The following is a 17,141-nucleotide window of genomic DNA, read 5'->3' on the forward strand; positions in this document are numbered from 1 at the left end:
TCTCCCGGGTGTGCTGGTATGGTGCGATTTGTCTGTTGTATGTCATTTGTATTCCGCAATCAAGATACAAAATGAACGCGCGGAATTTAGTCCTTTTTGTACCGCTTCGAAATAAATCCGGAAGCCGCGAGCGGCAGGCCCGCGTAGCAGGCCGGCAAGCGGCAGATCAGTTCCTTGAAGAAATTCAAATCAGCCACGCCGCGCAACTGCTCGGTAATGATTTCGTCGTGGACGTGGCCGACGACGGGGTAGCCGTGTTCCTCGGCCAGCTTGATGCCGTTCGCCAGCAGATCGCGCGCAATGGCCTGCACGACATTTTCGAAGGCGAGCCCGCCGTACAACGCGAAACGCTCGAACTGCTTCGTCTGACTGTTGACGCCGAGCGCGGTCGCCGCAGGCTTTGCCTTGCTCTCGATCTTGACGAGACCGATCGACGCGAGCGCTTCGGCGTGATCGCGCGCCATAACTTCGGAGCTATCCGACCAACCGCTCGCCGTCGTGACGTCTTTCTTGCGGACCCACACTTGGTCTTTGAGGCGCGGCTTGCCGTATGCCAGGCATCGGCCTGATGGCAGCCGGCACCACAGGAAGCCGCGCGCAACGAGATATGAGACTTTTAGAACGTTAATCTGACGCCCGGGGTTTTCGATCGCTTCGCGGATTGCCTCTTCGAGCAGCTTCCATGCTGCGCAGATCGCCGGGTGCGTTGCGCGCCAGCCGACCTTGACGAGCTCGGCAGCCAGCCAAGCCTTGCGCGATAGCTGCTGCGTCGGCGCCTCACCGCGCGCCAGGCATTGATCGTATCGCTTTTCAGCGGCCGTCCTGCGTTCCGGTGTCGCCGCCTCCCACACAGGCTCGTAGACCGGCTCAATCTTCAGGCTGTAGTTGCGCGCCATGCTGCGGAATGCGCCGACGCCGCCTTGAAACTGCAGCGACAGCTCGGACACCTTGCCGACCTGGCGCCGCACGTCTTTCTTGCCGAGCGTTTCGATTGGTACGCCGAAGATGCCGGCCGCGGAACGGCGATACAGATCCGGCAAGCTCTCGTCGGCCATGAGATCGAACATGGCGTCGACTTTCCACTGCTCGCCGGCGAACCATGCCGCGACAGCGCCTTCGATGCCGGAATAGTCGGCGACGCAAAGCTCGTGTCCTGGCGCGGCCCAAATGAACGAGCGCAGCGCGTCGGAAATCAGGTGCAGCGGCTTGCCGAGGTCTTCGCCCTTGTCGTCGACGATCCCGGCGTAGTTGAACCTGATCCAATCCGGCTCGCCTTTCCGGATGACGTGGAACAGGGTTTCGAGGTTCAGGTGCGCGTCGCCGAAAATCTTGCGCGGCCGCGGCAGATTGTGAAGCTGCGCGCCGACAGAAGACCAGCGGCCCGTGCCGGCGGCCAGGAACAGGAAGGCGCCGCGAATGCGTCCGTCGGTGCCGCAGCGCTTCAGGAACGCTTTCAGCTTCGAGACCGAGTTCTTCGCGGCTTCCTGCCGCAGTTCCAGCACGCGCCGCACATGTGCGGGCAGATCGTCAGCTTCTAACAGTTCTTCGATCTCGGCCTTGGCGGCGCTCGGAATGACGACGCTCTGCCCGTTGATCCACTCGACAATCTTCTGAACCTGGCTGCACGCAGTCACGGCGCCGCCGGTCGCGATCTTCATTTCGCGATCAAGGATGATCTTCGCCTTATCGGCGATATAAAGCGCGGCACGGGCCGACTTGACGTCGATCCGGATACCGCGGTCGTTTATAAGCTGGTCGATCCAGTATAGGTCTTGCTCGTAATCAGACAGCGGCACCATGCGCTCGTCGGCGCCCGCTTCGGTTTCGACGTCGGTGTCGCAATAGCTGTGAAACTCTTCGAACTTTTCGGGGAAATCTTCCGGCTCGTTGAAATAGACGCCGTTCGGGTCTTCGCCCTTTTTCGCTTTGCGCGGTATCGAGAAAAACCGGATCAGCGCCATGCCGTCCTTGCTCTTCTGGATCGGCAGGCCGAGCGCCGTACCGACGCCGGCGAGATCGCGCGGCAGCGACATGCTGGCGGCTGTGGCAGCGGTGCAGCGGAACTGCTTCAGGTGCGGCATCGGCCAGTCGCAACGCGGCGCGAGCACGATCTGCATTGCAAGGCGTTCGAACGCGGCGTTGTGCGCGCTGATGACGCCGCCCTCCTCGATGTGCTTCCGGATATCAGGCGGGCATGGTTGGCCGTAGCGCCAGCGTTTCTTGGGCCCGCCGTCGATCTTGTACGACGCCATCAACACGCGGGCGTGCGGTGACTGAAAATAGAGGTGCGCGCCGTGCTGCTTAATATCGACGTCGCTGCGCGTTTCGAAATCGATTTCGAGCCCGCTCACTGTTCTACACCTGTTCGCGCGGAAAGATTTTTCCGAAAAAGGGCAACATCTTTCCGTTCACGGGACGTCACGCGAACACCCCCATGCTCGGCGCCATTTGCGAAGCCATTGCCGCGGCGATCCCCGGATAGGTCGCAGCGCGCAGCATCGCGCGATCGTCGGCTGTATCGTCTGATCCGGCTCGCGCCAGACGGTCGACAAATAGCCGCGCGGGTTCTCGATCACCTTGCGAGGGATAGGACAGTCGCGAAGCTCGAACACGAACTCGACGGCTCTCTCGCGTGCTGCACGACGAGCGGCGCCGACCAGCGTTTCCGGCTTCACTTTCTGGTGGTAGCCGACGCCTGGGTAGCGGTCGTAATCCGGATCGCGAAAAGCCCACGCCGCAGCGTTCGTCAGAAAAGTGCAATCAGGATGGAAGATTGCCAAGTCCCAATCGCGGCGCAGCAGATCGCGAACGTCGCACATAATATGAAAGGGGCTGCCTTTGACGTCAGGCACGAGATCGCACGAATACGCGTCATGGCCTCGACGCCGGAAAGCGTCGCGCAGTACGCCAAAGCGCTCGCAACCGATCAGAACACGCCAGCCATTCGGTCTCACGATGTACTGCGTCATTTGCTACAATCTCAGCGCAGCTTGACGGGCGTGCTTCCCGCGAATGTTCGCGCTGTTCATGCTCGGCGTCGCCCATCGCAGATTGCCGCGGCGGCAGTTCGAACTATCGCCGTCCTCGTGGTCGCCGATCGTGTGCTTCTCTGTCGGCTGCTTCACGCCGGCGTGGTCGAGAATGGCTTTGTGCATGTACACCTTCACGCAGCGCCCCTCGGCGCGGATACGGGTGTTGCGGGTCGCGTAGAATTTCTTGCCGGTGCTATTCCACGTCGCGTGCCAGCGCCACTTCATCAGCCAGTCGTAATCGACCGCGTCGACGGTGACGAAGAGCTCGGCCTTGTCGTCGAGATAAATTCGGCGGGTGTCTGTCATGCGAACACCCCGCCTTCGACGTGCGCCTGTAGCCGGTAACGAGCCGTAGCATCGTGAAGATTGAAGATCGGCACCAGAAAGTGATCGGCGATCCGAAGTGCTTGCCCGGTCCCGCCCGAAGCGCCGCCGTCCTTTGTCCAGCAGACGACAAAAGCTGAGTGCGATTGAAGGTCAGCGCCAAGGATTTGCAGCACGTTTCGGGTATGCAGCTTTTTCGCCGCGTCGCTACATCGGCTCCAAGCCGGGTGAAACGTGCGCGCGATATCGACAGCCTGGCCGCGCGACGATGGAACGAGAGTTGAACCGCTGCCGTTGAACCCGAGCCACGGCAGAAATATTTCTTTCGCTCCCGCACCCGCCTCAAACGCTTTATCAGCGCCGTCCGCTGCACCCGATCGCAGCGTGTAACCGAGACCGGACAACCAGCGCGCGATCTGCGTCATAAGAACGCAAACCGGCGCGGGCGTTTCTCTCGATCCGATACCAGCGTAGTACATCAGTCGAAGATCCCGACGTCGCCGGCTTCGTCAGCCTCGACCGGCTCTTCGGCCTCAAGCTGCGCGACGGCCGCCTCGGTGAAATCGACCGGCTCCGACACGATGCCGTTGCGGTCGTCGATCTCGTCGACGAAGTCCATCGCCAGCACGAGGTTGATCGCTTCGCTCGGCGTCTCGGCCCTGCGCACGCGCCAGCCGGCGGACTTGCCAGTCTGCAAATTCGCCTGATAGCCGCCGGCGCATTTCCAGACAGTGAGGCCGTGCAGATTTCCCGCAGCGGCCATCGCGTCGAGTTTTTCGTTGTCGATTTTCAAGAGAACACGCTGGCGGCTGCAGCAGCGCGCCCCTTTTTGAGCGCCGCGACGACGCACTCAACTTGGTGTATCGCGTCGTCTAGCGCATTGTGGTAGGCGCCCTTGCGAACAACGTCGCGCGTGTCGAAAGCGAACAGGTCGAACACCGTTCGCGTATCGCGCACGTTCCAAAATTGCCAAGGCGGCGGTCGATCGACAGCGAGGCTTGCGGCCTCCCAAATCGGCGGATCGAAAGCCGCGCCGTGACCCCAAGGATGCACGAGGCCGGTGTCGAGAAACCATTGGCTGAACTCTCGAACCACTTCGCCGAGCGCGCGGCGGTCCTTGACGAGTGCTTGCTGCGCGGCGGCAGGCTGTTGTTTCCACCAGGCTTGCGTCTCAGGGTCGATCGTCAGGCCAGCTCTGACGCAACTGCCTGGATCGATATTCGCGTAGAAGGTCTTGCCGACGGCCCCGTTGAGATCGAACTGAACGGCGCCGACGGACAACACAACGCAGCCCGCACGCCTGCCTAGCGTTTCTAGGTCGAGCATGACGTGCTTCACGCGAACACCCCGAGCGCTTCTTCGAACAGCTCGATCATGGTGTCCTCTTCGGACAACTCGTCGGCGTCGCGCTTGCGGCGTGCGATGACCTTGCGCAAGGCCTTCGTATTGATGCCGCTGCCCTTCGCTTCGGCGTAGACGTCCTTGATATCGATGCCGATCGTGTCTTTCTCGTCTTGCAATTTTTCAATGCGCGAGACGAAGCCTTTCACGATCTCACGACCGCGCTTGCTGGCGATATCGACGGCGCTGCTGTTGTCGCCGAGGACCGCCTTCGGGTTGTCTGCTTTTGTCATGTTGAAAATCCGGTCAGGGGTTGCGGGCTAACGCTGGCCGATTTGTCGGCCAGCGTCTTGTGTTATTTGATACAGATTAGCCGAAGAGACCGCCGGCGCCAGCGCCGCCTTTCGTCGACGACGGCGCTGCGCCCTCGTCTTCGATCGTCTCGGCCCACTTATCGACGTCGACACCGCCGCCACCGCCGAGAACTTCACCCTTCTTGACGCGCTGGAACATGGAAATGCCGAACGTCAGGCCCTTGCCGCCCTTGTCGTCTTCCCACGTAAAGCAGTGCAACACGGCGTAGCCGTAGTACCCGCTCATGAGCTCGTTCTTGTCGGTGATGACGACCTTGCGCTCGTCAATGATCGTTGGGCGGTACGCCTCGCCCGACTTCACGCGAATGAAGGTGTGACCAGGGAAACCGTTGTGGGGCTCGCCGGATTTCTTGCTCTTGCCCTGCGGGCCGTCGCCGTCGAGGAACGGACTTTTGATGATCTTGTCCTTAATCATCTGCACGGCCTTGTCGCCCCACTCTGCCTTCGCGGCTTCGAGGCAAGCCTTCTCATAGATCGCGAGGCTTTCCGACTTCGGGATCAGCAGCGTCGCGGTCCAGTTTTTCTTGCCCCAATCGTCGGTCTTCAGGTCGAAGAGGCCGTCGAGGAAAGAGCCTCGGACAAGGCCAGTTTTGAAGTCTTCGGAACGTGAACCCATCTCATTCTCTCCATTCAATCGATCTTGTCGAAAAATTTGTCCACGCTCGACGGTACTGCCGCTCGTGTCGTCTTATCGGCCCGAACAAGGTTCGTGCCCTCGGTCGGCGTGACGGACAGCCCCGCGACCAATTTCTCGTTCGCAGCGCCGAGCGCTTTGCGAACTTGTTTCGGTGTCTTCAGCTTTGCCGGGTTCAGGTACTTGTCGGCTTTCAGCTTGGCCGCAGCAGCGGCGGCATGGACCTGGTCCTCGACGCCGTCGAGCCACTTTTCGCGGGCCTGCTTCGGGACGAGAATGTAAAACGACCCGCTTGCAGGATCTTCGATCTTCACGCCGGCGTCGGCCAACTGGTGCGCGAGCGCGCGTCGTGCGTTCGCCCAATCTTGGATCATGTCGAGCAGATCGAGTGTGCGCGCGAGCGCTGCGGGGCTGTCTTGTTCCGGTCCGTTGGCGATATGCGGGTTTTCCAGATCGTCGAACCAGACATTCGCGGCGTCGAGTGCGCGCTTTTCGAGCGCGGGACACGAGCCTTCAGATCGGCAAAACTTGCATTTGCCGGGTGTCAGCCATTTCGTGCACCAGGCGGCGAACGGCATCGTTTTGATTTCGTCGCAGGCCTGCTTCGAGCGCTTCATCGCTGCGAGCAGATCAGCCGTCCACTCGACGAGCTCGGCGATATGCAGCGTTTCGGAGCGAATGCGGCCGTCCTTGTGCGCTGCGCGCGGCTGTACGATCGTCGTCGTCACCTTCTCGATCGCGAGACCGGGGTTCGCCATAACCGAGCCGAGGCCGTAGGATCGAAGCTGCATATTGCCGGCGGCCTCGACCAGCCCGCGCCCGCCCTTCAGGTCAACGACTTCGATCTCTTTCCAGCGCGGGAAATAGATGACGGTGTCGCCCGTGCCGCCGGCGGGGAACGGGCCGCCAAGCGCGGCGAGCGAAAAACGCTGCTCGTGATAGACGACTGGCTGTTCGCCGGTCTCGTCAAAATACTTTTTGATCCTGCCGCGCACATAATCGACGTACATTTGCGTCGTTTCGGCGACTTCCTCGTCGACTTCGATCCGGCGCTCTTTGGTCTTCTCGACCGTGCCGATAAATTCGTCGGCGTCCTTGCCGGTGTTGAAGCACTTCTCGGAAAGCTGATGGCAGGCCGTCCCCCAGGCCGACGCTTCGCTCTCTTTATCCGGCGTCGTGACGCGGGCGTTGAGCGCGATGGCGCCGGCACAGGTGACGTTGCGTTCTGTGGCGCTGGCCGACCACTCGTCATGAGCCCGCGATCCGTGATCGGCCGACGAATTAAGCATGTTGCTTGTCCCAGACTTTTGACGCTGTTTCATATTCGAGCACGGCCATTCTGCCGTATTGCGAGCGGCGAGAGCGGTACTTCGGATGCACGCCGATTGCAGCGACCTTCATGTGTTGACGCCGTAATTCTTCATGCGCTGTCAGTGCGGCCCGGCTTGGCGGGTTCGCGTGAGAGCCACGCTTTTTCGGACGTTTTCCTCGCGGGAGAATACGGCCGTTATGGCGCGGCGCTTCAGGCCGCAGGACGTTTTGTCCCGCGTGCGACGCAGCCAGTGCGAGCCCTAAACCAAGAGCCGCACTGGCAACCATTAGGTGAGACCGGCGCATTACGACGCGATAACCTTCTGCGCGTGCTGCACGAGCACCTTCATGTCAGCCATCTTGTCGGCGTCGATACCGTCGCCTTCGAGAGTGCGCTTGTGCGGGTTCTTCTCGATGCCCGTCGCAAGAGCGATGATCGCGGTCGCGAACGCTTTCTGGTCGTCCTTGATCTCGCTGATCTTGGCGACGCCCATCAGCTTCGGGCCGTCTTCCTGTGCGGCGGCCATGCCGAAGGCCTGCACGTATCCGCCGAGCAGCGAACGAACGCTGTCATGCGTTAGCGTGACCGGCTTCGGCTGCTGCGCGACCGTGTCGTTGGTCTCGTCCTTGGCGTCCTGCTTGTCAGCAGCCGGGTCGACGCGCTCTTCGCCGGTCGAGATCACGGGCTTGTCTTCGGCCTTGCCGGCGCGGGTGCGACCGCTTGGGGCCTTGCCCGACGCTGGCGCTGCTGTCGTCTGCGGCGCGTTTTCGAACGTCGCAAGCAAGCCGCGCAAACTCTCGACGACCTCCCCGCTCGTCGTTCCAGAAATTTCAAGTTTTATCATCGTGTAGTACCTCTCGGATTGCGGTCCAGAGCCTAAGCAAACTGGCTTGTAGTGCCTCGTCGATAGAGCCTTCGAGCACGCACACCCGGACGATGGCTTGGCGGGTCTGCGTGTGGTTGGTAATTCGAAGGGACATTTGCTTCATGCCGCGCGGGCTGAAGACCGTTTCGACGAACCAGAGCATTGCCGCGGCGCTCAGATCGATCGCCTCCCCGGCTGCTTCGATCTGCGCGAGAAAAACACGCTGCGATTTGTCGTCGAGAAACTGTTGCTCGATCGGCCCGCGGTGCGCGGCCGGCGTCGAGCCGTCCAGGCGCAGCACGCCGTATTTCTTCAGGCCGTCGGCGAGAATGTCGCCGACCTCCTTATGCCAATACGCAAGCACGATTTTATCGAGACCGCCGTCGAACTCATCGATCACCGCCTGAATGACAGCTTCGGCTTTCATCGTGCCTGTGTGCCGGCGCAGCGGCCCCAGGTGCATTTCGAGCTCTTTAGTGTTGCCGGCCTCGGCTGCGGCAAGGATCGCTTTACGGTCGAGATCGCCGTCGGCCTTGCGCCGCATGGCGTCCGTCACCATCAGCGGCAGCAGTTCGTATACGGGAGGCCGAATGCCGACTTCAGCCTGCGTGCGCAGCAGAATGAAACCTTCGAGCCTGGCGCGCAGTTCGTCGGCGTTGCGCCCGCCGACCACGACGGGGATCTTCTTAAACTGCGACGTCTTTTTCATCCGGACGACGCAGTAGCGGCGCAAGAAATCCTGATACTTCGTGACGTCGGGCCAGCCCTGCAGCGGATCGGCCTTCAAGCGTTCCGGCGCCATCGCGCGCAGCATCGGGTAAAGATCGTTCGGCGCGTGCGGGATCGGCGTTCCGGATAGACACCAGATGCCCCCGGCGCCGTGCGTGACGGCGTTCCGAACGACGATCACTTCGCCGTCTTTCAGGATATCGCCGTAGGCGGCGCATGTGCGCTTTGCTTCGAAGTTCTTCGCGGCGTGGCTCTCGTCGAGAATGGCGCGGTCGAACTTGCGCGTCATCAGCGCAGCTCGTATGTGCGGATCGGCGATCTGCGCCCATCCGACGATCGTCACGCCGTCGAGCACTTCGCCGGCGCGCGGCGGGCCCGTGAGCACGCGAACCTTGCGCGGGTAAACTGTCCACAGCTTTATCGCGCGGCGCCATACAGCCCTGCCCGACGCTGTCGTGACGATCAGAATTGTATCTTCGAGATTGTAGTCGGCCGCGATAATTGCTGTGCCGGTCTTGCCGACGCGCGGTTCGTCCGCGAGCAACGCATTATTGTTCGAAGCGAGGAACAAAGCGCCTGAAAGCTGTGTCGGCAGCGGGATCATGAAAGACCGTGCAATCGAGAAAGCAGGAAAACCGTGAAAAACAGGCGGAAAATTCAACATCGCCGCCTATTGTATTACGTTGTATCCCGTTATTTAATACAGTCAAGACAAATCATCGCAACCGGCGCCGATCTGCCCCGTGTCTCGGTCGTCGACGAATTTTTTCCACGGCCGCCAACCCTTCGGACAATGAAAGCCCCATTCTCGAATAACGGGGCCGGTGATGAACAGCGACCAGCACGGGCCTTTGTCGAGCTCGATCCGGTGCGCGTAGGTGGCGTAGCGCCCCTTCAGCGCGCCGGCACTGTACTCGACCGCATGATGGACCCCGCCGGCAGAGATCGTGTGCTCGGTGTAGCTGCCTTCAAGCAGGATCGATACGTTCCACCACGGGTGATCGTGCAGCGCGCGATCGTCATCCGAACGCAGAAAGTGGTGCAGATAAATGTTGAAATACTTGTTGCGCGGGATCACCCACCAGCGCCGCATATAGGCGTTCTCGGCGCCGCCGATGATGTAATTCGGCGGGCGTGACGCAGCGATGGCGTGCAGCCGTTTGCGCAACGGCCCTAGAAACAGCACAGGCAGCTTCATTTCTAAATCCTCTCCGGTTTTACGTCGTGGTGCTTTTTAGATCGGCGCGCTTCGGCGCGGGCCGCAGGATCGCCGGCAAGTCTCGCCATTTCCTCGGGCGGGCCGATCCACTGCAAAATACCGTTGCGGTTAAGCTGCACCCAACCGCGCGAGTGCATCAGTTCGCCAGGCGGGATCGGCGCGATATCGTAGGCTTCGTTCGGATCTTCAGTCATGCGAAGACGCTCTCTTCATCGTCGATCGGCGGCCCACCGTTGTGGCCCCAAACGACAGGCGTCACGCGACAAACCGTGCGCGGTCGAAGGCTGTACCATTTGCGGACCCGGCCATCGACAATCTGCTTGTCGTCGATCCACACGATCAAATTCAATGCGTCTGTGAGCTTTCCGCCGTTGTCCCAATCCGGCTTTACGGTCGGCCGAATAATTCCAAGCAGCGCGGCAGCGCGCCAGGCTTTCGACTTCGACGAAGGGACAGCCATGTACATTCGGACGTCAAGAATTAGAGGGCCATCGAGCGGCGGTTTATCGCCCATCACGATCTGTGCTGCATAAGCCAGCCGGCCCTCAAAACTCACGGTGCGTTCAGGCGTGTAAGCGTGCCCGTCAGCAGCGGTTTTAACGCGTTCTTTGCCGCGCGGCGCACCAGCAAGAACGATCTCAATCATGCGCGTACTGCGGCCGCTTTGGCCGTCTGGTGCTCGGCTATGGTTTTCGCGCAGGCGCGCCGCAGCCGATCGCTGTCCGTGTGCATCTGCATCACGACAAGCTCGTTCAAGTGAAACTCGATTATGCTCGGAATGTTGTCGCGGATCGCGTCCGTCAGATCATGTTTGATCTCGAAAAACTGCGTCGTTTCTTTATCCACAATGCTCTTTAAAGGCATCTAGTCCCCCGCACATACTTGCCGAGCGCGACCGGACAGCCGTGCTCAAGTTCCAACAGAGCAAGGATCATTGGGAACCACGCACTCGGTACGCTGTTCCGTTGAGCCCATTTGTCGACCGCCCCATTTTCGGGCGCGGTGAGACCGTATCGACGGAACAGAACGGGAACATTCTGCAGCGATACGAACTCGGCAGTCAAGAAGGCTTTATAATCAAACATGGCTGAAATTGTATCGTGTTTGTCTGCTGTATCACGATGTATGCCGGACAAGTTGTCCTGCTGTCAACCACAAAATGAATTTCCGTGTACGGAACACGACAGAACGGGTTTCAATTTATTTTTCACCACCTTTCTTTAAGCGCCCAACAAACGCACTTGACGTATGTCATGCCCCCATCTAAACAGACATACAACGGGCATACAAGGTATACCCGACTTAATGTGTAGAAGGGCATCGCAAGATGGCTAAATCGTACAGAACGCATGTTTCCGGCGCGAAAGCAGCGCCGACGCGTCTTGTTCCGAAGCATCTAGCTAAGGAAGAGTTCGCCAGACGGTTGTACAAACTGATGATCGAGAAGGGCTGGCGCCAGGCCGATCTTGCGCGAAAAGCCAACCTCCCACGCAACGCTATTTCTGTCTATCTGCGCGGCGCTTCGCTGCCGAGCCCGGACAATCTCGCCGCACTGGCGAAGGCGCTCGACACAAAACCCGAACTTCTGCTGCCGAACTACACCGAAAGCGCGATCGAGAAGGACAACCCCGAAATCGACATGCGAGTGAGCCCGGGCGACCCGAAGTCGGCCTGGCTGCGCATTAACAGGCTGGTGTCGACGTCGCTCGCGATCAAAATCCTGGGCCTGCTCGAAGCTGAAGATGCCAAAGCAACTGACTGAGGCCGAAGTCGCCGCGGATCTGCGCTGCTCGGTCGAGCGAGTGCGCAGGCTGCGATACACGAAACAAATAACATGGCTGCCGGGACGGCCGCCCACGATCAGCGAAGACGACCTCGCCATTTACAAGGAGCGTATCAAATGCCGTCATACACCTTGCGACAAGCCGACAACGGCAGCTTCTACATTCATTGGACCGAAGGGCGACGATCGAAGCGTCTTAGCACTGGTCAGAAAGAAGAGACTAAAGCGCAGACTTTCTTCGCGCACTGGCTGATCGGCGAACAGCAGGACGCCAACGGCGGCGCCACGTTCACGACCGCCGAGCTTTGGGGCGAATACTTCAAACGGCACGTCGAGAAGAACAACGTCACGAGCACGGGGCCTGACGGCGCATGGAAAAACCTCGAACCGCATTTCGGTGCTCTGAAGCTGACGGCCTTCGGCGAGAAAAACGAGGATGGCGACGACAAGGTCGAGCAGTACATTAAGCTGCGCGCGGCCGGCACGATCGGCAAGCGCCCCGCGGCGCCGGCGACAATCCGATACGAGCTCTCGATCCTGAAGGCGTGCTTCAACTGGTGCGTGAAGCCGAAGCAGCGGATCATCAAACCGGGTGACATTCCGGTGTTCGAATTGCCGCCTGACAGCGATCCACGCGACCGCTGGCTGCGTGTCGACGAAATTCAAAAGCTGGTCGACGCCGCGGTGAAACTGCGTGACGACGGCCTGCTCTCGGCCGGCGAGCGCTTTCTGTGGCTCGGGCTCGAAACCGCCGCGCGTCTGACGGCCATCCTCGAACTGACGTGGGACCGGGTCGACTTCGAAATGAAGGTCGTCCACTACAACGTACCGGGCCGACGGAAGACCAAAAAGCGACGCGTGAGCGTCCCGATCTCGAAGGCGCTGCTGCCGATCCTGAAGCGGGCTTACAAGGAGCGGGTGAGCGATTTCGTCGTCGACAGCGACATGCCGAAGATCGAGCGCGCCATCAAGAAAATCGCAAAGCTGGCCAGCGTTGAGGACGTCAGTCCGCACGTCCTGCGCCACACGGCGGCCACTCAGATGCTTCGCCGCGGCGTTCCGATCTGGATTGTCGCCGGCATCCTGGGTGATACGATCGAGACCGTGCGACGGGTTTACGGCCACCACTGCCCCGAGGGCTTGGCCGCTGGTGTGGAACTGATCTCGGGCGGAATGTTGGAGCCAGCAGAATGAGACCTTTAACCGCTGAAGACTTCCCTATTGTCGCCGCAGGCCACAACGTTTATCGGCGCACGGAAAGTGGTCCGATTTGCACCTGCGCGCATCAAGATATGGCGGCCGAGATCGCTTCGCGGTTGAACACGTCGCTGCCGGTTTGCGAGCAAAAAACACCTGCGAAAACGTGAGCGCAAACGCCCCGTTTGGGCGCGTTTTTGAGATACAAACCAGAAGATAGAAAGATACAAAATGAAATACACTGAGCCAATAGCGGCTATCTAGGGCAACGATCTCGAATTTCTCACGCAGATACAACGCGATACAAAAAGTCCCCGGAACTTAGAGACGATAGGTTACGGAAAGGCAAACGCGATCAATGACAAAAGGCCCTTCAACCCCTCAGGAAGCTGCTGAATTTGTTGCGATTCAGGCCCTCTCCTTCCTTGCGTCGGACCCGGAACGGCTAGGGATGTTCCTGACCGAGAGCGGTATCGGACCGCAAACGTTGCGAACCGCCGCCTCCGACCCGAAGTTCCTCGCCGGCGTGCTGGATTTCATCGTGCGTGATGACGCGACCGTGAAGGCTTTCGCCGACGCCTCGCAACTGACGCCGCAGGCTGTCGCAAACGCACGCGAGGTTCTGGAGCCACGCTGGGAGTGACGCATTGAGCGACCGCCCGCCCACCGATTCGCCGGGGTTCTGCCGTGACTGCCTGTCGGACGCCACGGCCAAAGCCCCGCGCTGCGCGGAATGCGGTTCTCCCCGCCTTGTCCGGCACCGCGCGCTGGGCGCGTTGACGCTCGCCCACATCGATTGCGATGCGTTCTACGCCACGGTCGAGAAGCGCGACAATCCGGACATCGCCGACAAGCCCGTGATCATCGGCGGCGGCAAGCGCGGCGTCGTCTCGGCGGCGTGCTACATCGCGCGCACCTATGGCGTGCGCTCGGCGATGCCGATGTTCAAGGCGCTAGACCTGTGTCCCTCGGCTGTTGTCGTTTATCCTGACATGGCGAAATATGTCCGCGTTGGCCGCGAGGTGCGTCAGGCGATGATGGCGCTGACGCCACTGGTCGAGCCGCTGTCCATCGACGAAGCATTTCTCGATCTGAGCGGCACCACGCTCGTGCACGGCATGATCCCCGCGAAGGTGCTTGCGCGGTTTGCCTCGCAGGTGGAGCGCGATATCGGAATCACCGTGTCCGTCGGACTGTCGGCGAACAAGTTTCTGGCCAAGATCGCCTCCGACCTCGACAAGCCGCGTGGCTTCGCCGTGCTGGATCAGGACGAGGCACGCGGGATGCTGGCCGACCGGCCCGTGGGATTCATCTATGGCGTCGGCCCTGCGTCGCAGGAGAAACTGTCGCAGCGGGGCTTCCGCCTTATCAAGGATTTGCAGCACGCGGACGAGACCGACCTGATGAAGCAGTTCGGCCCCGAAGGGCGGCGGCTGTGGCGGCTGGCGCGCGGCATCGACGACCGGAAGGTCGTTGCGGACCGCGGCGCCAAGACCATCTCGAATGAGACGACGCTGGGAACCGACGTGCGGGATTTCGCAACGCTGGAGAAAATCCTGTGGCGGTTATGCGAAAAAGTGTCGTCACGCCTTAAAAGCGGCGATCTCTCCGGTTCGACCATCACGCTGAAGCTCAAGACCGCGGATTTCAGGCAACGCACGCGCTCGCAATCCATTCAGGTGCCGACGCAGCTCGCCACGCGCATCTTCGCCACCGTGCGCGAAATGCTTGGCCGCGAGATCGACGGCACCGCATTCCGGCTGATCGGCGCGGGCGTCAGCGCGCTCAAGCCAGGCGCGGAAGCCGACGACCAGGACTTGCTGGACCGGCGCACGGCCCACGCCGAACGCGCGATGGACAACGTCCGCAAGAAATTCGGCAACGCCGCGGTGATGCGCGGCATTGCCTATGACGGACCGGCGAAGGGAGAGTGACGGCGCGCCGCCCTGCTCGCGGGCGTTCTACTTACAAGGCTTGGTTTCCTTGATGTCGATCTTGCCCATGGCGCCTGCGATGACGAAGTCGTTGTAGTCCAGCACCAGAGCGCGCGAGACTCCGTCCTCATACAATTCGAAGGACATGGCATAGACCGGCGTCTGCTCGCCCGACTTGGAGGACTGCGCCGCGCGATCGTAATAGCTGACGGTGACCGGCCAGCGCGTCTGCGACTTGAAGGCCTCGTTGCCGGTCGCGGCATCCGGCGTCACCGGCGCCTTGGTGCCCGGGATCGGCTGCCCGATCACGGTCAGCGTGTTGTAGACCTTCTCGCCGTCGTCTGAGCCATCGTAGACCACGAGTTCGAGCAGCGATTTGCCCTCGCGCGCGGCTTCGATGATGAGCTTGACCTGTTCTGTCGGAAAAACCGCGCCGTCGATGGTGAAGGTTTTCACCTTGGGCTGCTTCAGCTGAACCTTGATGGTCTTGCCGTCGCGCTCCGCGATGCCATCCACCGACGACGTGGCGGTGTCGTTCATGCGGGTGTCGATCTTGAAACGATAGGTCTTGCCTGCGGCGTCTTCCCAACTCGTCGAGCGCAGATCGCTCGTCGTGGTCTTGTCCTCGCCGGTGTCGATTTGCGACACTTGCCGGAATTCGGTGGAGTAGCCTTCGCAGGCGCTGCCGGCAAAATTGTACAGGATGCGGCCCCGCGCGCTGTTGACGCTGGCGCCGCCCCGCGACGACTTCAGGCTCAGATCGTAAACCGCCTGATGCGCGAGAAACGAAACCGCCGGCGCTGCCTGAACGGTATTTATACCCGGTGCGAGAAAAGCAGCTGACACCAGCAAGGCAATCGGTCCACAACCTGAAATCCGGCGCGCGCGACGCATGGCGTCTCCTTAAAATATGAGAATCAAAGGATAATAGCCGCAGCATTGCGCCGCAACCGGGGCAGACCAGCGAAATCTCTTCACTTCAGCAGCAAAAATCGCCGTTTCCGCGCGCTTGCATGTGCCACCACGATGGGCGAAATATGACGCGCCCAACATGCGGGACTTCATTACGATTACGGGCAAACATCAAGCACAATATCGGGGAAAAATATGGCGGGAACGGTCGAGCAGAAGTTGAGCGCGCTGGGTGTCGAGTTGCATGAACCCAATGCGCCGGTGGCAAATTATGTCGGCTTTGTGCGCACCGGAAACCTGCTGTTCGTCTCCGGCCAGGTCTGCAACACGCCGGAAGGCAAACTGATTGCGAAGGGCAAGCTCGGCGCGGGCGTGACCGTCGAACAAGGCGCCGCCGCCGCGCGCGGCTGCGCGATCAACCTGCTGGCTCAGGTGAAGATGGCGCTGGGCGATCTCGACAAGGTGGCGCGCGTTGTGCGCCTCGGTGGTTTCGTCAATGCGACGCCGGACTTCCTCGATGGTCCGAAGGTGCTCAACGGCGCGTCGGATCTGATGGTGGCGGCTTTCGGCGACAAGGGCCGCCATGCCCGCACCACGGTTGGCGTTGCCGCCCTTCCCTCTGACGCCGCAGTCGAAGTCGAAGGCATCTTCGAGGTAGCCTGAGCATCATGCTCCAAAAAATAGCACCATGATGTCCCGCGCGCCCGGCTGGCTGACGGCGCGACCCATCGCGCATCGCGGCTTGCACGACCGCGCGCGCGGCATCATCGAGAACATGCCGTCGGCGATAGACGCTGCGGTCGCAGGCAACTTCGCCATTGAGGTCGATCTGCAACCCACCGCCGACAGCGAAGCGATGGTGCATCACGACTACGAATTAGGTCGCCTCACCCAGGGCAGCGGCGAGCTGCGCGCGTTGACCGCCGCACAACTCAGGCAGGTGGGTTTCAAGCACACGGCGGAACACATGATGACGCTCGGCGACCTCTGCGCGCGCGTCGCCGGCCGCGTGCCGCTGGTGCTTGAAGTGAAAAGCCGCTTCGATGGCGACCGGACGCTGGTGACACGAATGGCTGAGGTTCTCGCCAGCTACGCCGGCCCCGTGGCGGCAATGTCGTTCGATCCCGCCCAGGTGATGGCGCTGCGCGAACTGATGCCCCATCTGCCGCGCGGCATCGTCGCGGAACGGCGCTATACCGAGGGCGAATGGAAGCAACTGCCACCTGCGATAACCCGCGAGATGACCGGATTGCGCCATGCCTTCCGGACGCAGCCGCATTTTGTCAGCTACCGGGTCGATGATTTGCCCGCGCCCGCGCCCTGGATTGCGCGCAACATCTTCGGCTGCGCGCTTGTGACATGGACGGTGCGAACACCGGAACAGCGCGCGCGCACCTCCCGTTACGCCGACCAGATGACCTTCGAGGGGTTCATCCCAGAGTAGGCCGAAAGGCGCGATGCCAGATACTTGAAGTCATCCGCGCG

Annotated in this window: 22 protein-coding genes; 6 read left to right on the forward strand and 16 right to left on the reverse strand. The window is 60.9% G+C overall.

From position 1 onward, the window contains the following. Positions 1 to 86: 86 nt before the first annotated feature. From AC1RKJ_RS04275 to AC1RKJ_RS04345, 15 genes are all read right to left on the reverse strand, one after another. Positions 87 to 2,351 (reverse strand): DNA polymerase family A protein, encoded by a 2,265-nt coding sequence (locus tag AC1RKJ_RS04275; RefSeq protein WP_492789803.1) that lies wholly within the window; start codon positions 2,349 to 2,351, stop codon positions 87 to 89. A 57-nt stretch (positions 2,352 to 2,408) separates the two neighbouring features. Continuing rightward, positions 2,409 to 2,969, reverse strand: coding sequence for a hypothetical protein (locus AC1RKJ_RS04280; protein ID WP_492789805.1), 561 nt, complete (start codon positions 2,967 to 2,969; stop codon positions 2,409 to 2,411). A gap of 3 nt (positions 2,970 to 2,972) precedes the next feature. Continuing rightward, positions 2,973 to 3,338, reverse strand: a complete 366-nt coding sequence (locus tag AC1RKJ_RS04285) for a hypothetical protein (RefSeq protein WP_492789807.1) — start codon at positions 3,336 to 3,338, stop codon at positions 2,973 to 2,975. Continuing rightward, positions 3,335 to 3,835: a hypothetical protein gene (locus AC1RKJ_RS04290; RefSeq protein ID WP_492789808.1), complete on the reverse strand. Its 501-nt coding sequence runs from the start codon at positions 3,833 to 3,835 to the stop codon at positions 3,335 to 3,337. The genes AC1RKJ_RS04285 and AC1RKJ_RS04290 overlap by 4 nt, the downstream gene beginning before the upstream one ends. Next, entirely contained in the window at positions 3,835 to 4,149 is a 315-nt protein-coding gene (locus tag AC1RKJ_RS04295; protein WP_492789809.1) for a hypothetical protein, read from the reverse strand. Before AC1RKJ_RS04295 ends, AC1RKJ_RS04290 begins: the two co-directional genes overlap by 1 nt. Then, entirely contained in the window at positions 4,146 to 4,694 is a 549-nt protein-coding gene (locus AC1RKJ_RS04300) for a 3'-5' exonuclease (RefSeq protein WP_492789810.1), read from the reverse strand. The genes AC1RKJ_RS04295 and AC1RKJ_RS04300 overlap by 4 nt, the downstream gene beginning before the upstream one ends. Next, positions 4,691 to 4,990 carry a DUF2312 domain-containing protein gene (locus AC1RKJ_RS04305; protein ID WP_492789812.1) on the reverse strand — a complete coding sequence of 100 codons (300 nt, stop codon included), beginning with the start codon at positions 4,988 to 4,990 and terminating at the stop codon, positions 4,691 to 4,693. Before AC1RKJ_RS04305 ends, AC1RKJ_RS04300 begins: the two co-directional genes overlap by 4 nt. Before the next feature lie 76 nt (positions 4,991 to 5,066). After that, a complete protein-coding gene (locus AC1RKJ_RS04310) occupies positions 5,067 to 5,687 on the reverse strand; it encodes an ssDNA-binding protein (RefSeq protein ID WP_492789814.1) in 621 nt (206 codons plus the stop codon). Between the two features lie 14 nt (positions 5,688 to 5,701). Next, positions 5,702 to 6,994 carry a DUF2800 domain-containing protein gene (locus AC1RKJ_RS04315; protein WP_492789816.1) on the reverse strand — a complete coding sequence of 431 codons (1,293 nt, stop codon included), beginning with the start codon at positions 6,992 to 6,994 and terminating at the stop codon, positions 5,702 to 5,704. A gap of 327 nt (positions 6,995 to 7,321) precedes the next feature. Beyond that, positions 7,322 to 7,861, reverse strand: a complete 540-nt coding sequence (locus AC1RKJ_RS04320) for a hypothetical protein (protein ID WP_492789817.1) — start codon at positions 7,859 to 7,861, stop codon at positions 7,322 to 7,324. Beyond that, the gene (locus tag AC1RKJ_RS04325; RefSeq protein ID WP_492789819.1) at positions 7,848 to 9,275 is read right to left on the reverse strand and encodes an SNF2-related protein; all 1,428 of its coding nucleotides are present in this window, start codon (positions 9,273 to 9,275) and stop codon (positions 7,848 to 7,850) included. The genes AC1RKJ_RS04320 and AC1RKJ_RS04325 overlap by 14 nt, the downstream gene beginning before the upstream one ends. Positions 9,276 to 9,317: 42 nt before the next feature. Next, complete coding sequence (locus AC1RKJ_RS04330) at positions 9,318 to 9,809, reverse strand: hypothetical protein (protein WP_492789821.1); 492 nt, start codon at positions 9,807 to 9,809, stop codon at positions 9,318 to 9,320. A gap of 2 nt (positions 9,810 to 9,811) precedes the next feature. Next, entirely contained in the window at positions 9,812 to 10,024 is a 213-nt protein-coding gene (locus tag AC1RKJ_RS04335; protein WP_492789822.1) for a hypothetical protein, read from the reverse strand. Then, a complete protein-coding gene (locus tag AC1RKJ_RS04340; RefSeq protein ID WP_492789824.1) occupies positions 10,021 to 10,476 on the reverse strand; it encodes a RusA family crossover junction endodeoxyribonuclease in 456 nt (151 codons plus the stop codon). Before AC1RKJ_RS04340 ends, AC1RKJ_RS04335 begins: the two co-directional genes overlap by 4 nt. Next, the gene (locus tag AC1RKJ_RS04345) at positions 10,473 to 10,694 is read right to left on the reverse strand and encodes a hypothetical protein (RefSeq protein WP_492789825.1); all 222 of its coding nucleotides are present in this window, start codon (positions 10,692 to 10,694) and stop codon (positions 10,473 to 10,475) included. Before AC1RKJ_RS04345 ends, AC1RKJ_RS04340 begins: the two co-directional genes overlap by 4 nt. A gap of 463 nt (positions 10,695 to 11,157) precedes the next feature. On the opposite strand from AC1RKJ_RS04345, the gene AC1RKJ_RS04350 reads away from it, so the two are divergent. The 4 genes from AC1RKJ_RS04350 (at position 11,158) to AC1RKJ_RS04365 (ending at position 14,744) form a co-directional block, all read left to right on the forward strand. After that, positions 11,158 to 11,592 carry a helix-turn-helix domain-containing protein gene (locus AC1RKJ_RS04350; RefSeq protein ID WP_492789827.1) on the forward strand — a complete coding sequence of 145 codons (435 nt, stop codon included), beginning with the start codon at positions 11,158 to 11,160 and terminating at the stop codon, positions 11,590 to 11,592. A gap of 72 nt (positions 11,593 to 11,664) precedes the next feature. Next, positions 11,665 to 12,807, forward strand: coding sequence for a tyrosine-type recombinase/integrase (locus AC1RKJ_RS04355; protein WP_492789829.1), 1,143 nt, complete (start codon positions 11,665 to 11,667; stop codon positions 12,805 to 12,807). A gap of 361 nt (positions 12,808 to 13,168) precedes the next feature. Beyond that, entirely contained in the window at positions 13,169 to 13,453 is a 285-nt protein-coding gene (locus tag AC1RKJ_RS04360; protein ID WP_492789830.1) for a DUF3572 domain-containing protein, read from the forward strand. Between the two features lie 4 nt (positions 13,454 to 13,457). After that, entirely contained in the window at positions 13,458 to 14,744 is a 1,287-nt protein-coding gene (locus AC1RKJ_RS04365) for a DNA polymerase IV (protein WP_492789832.1), read from the forward strand. Positions 14,745 to 14,771: 27 nt separating this feature from the next. Here the strand turns inward: AC1RKJ_RS04365 and AC1RKJ_RS04370 are convergent, their stop codons facing one another. Beyond that, a complete protein-coding gene (locus AC1RKJ_RS04370) occupies positions 14,772 to 15,638 on the reverse strand; it encodes a cell envelope integrity EipB family protein (RefSeq protein ID WP_492789833.1) in 867 nt (288 codons plus the stop codon). 213 nt (positions 15,639 to 15,851) lie between these two features. Between AC1RKJ_RS04370 and AC1RKJ_RS04375 the strand changes: the two genes are divergently transcribed. After that, positions 15,852 to 16,319, forward strand: a complete 468-nt coding sequence (locus tag AC1RKJ_RS04375) for a RidA family protein (protein WP_492789835.1) — start codon at positions 15,852 to 15,854, stop codon at positions 16,317 to 16,319. Positions 16,320 to 16,347: 28 nt separating this feature from the next. Further along, positions 16,348 to 17,100 (forward strand): glycerophosphodiester phosphodiesterase, encoded by a 753-nt coding sequence (locus tag AC1RKJ_RS04380; protein WP_492792642.1) that lies wholly within the window; start codon positions 16,348 to 16,350, stop codon positions 17,098 to 17,100. Positions 17,101 to 17,141: the final 41 nt, after the last annotated feature.

Source organism: Afipia sp. GW822-FHT04G07, assembly GCF_058800765.1.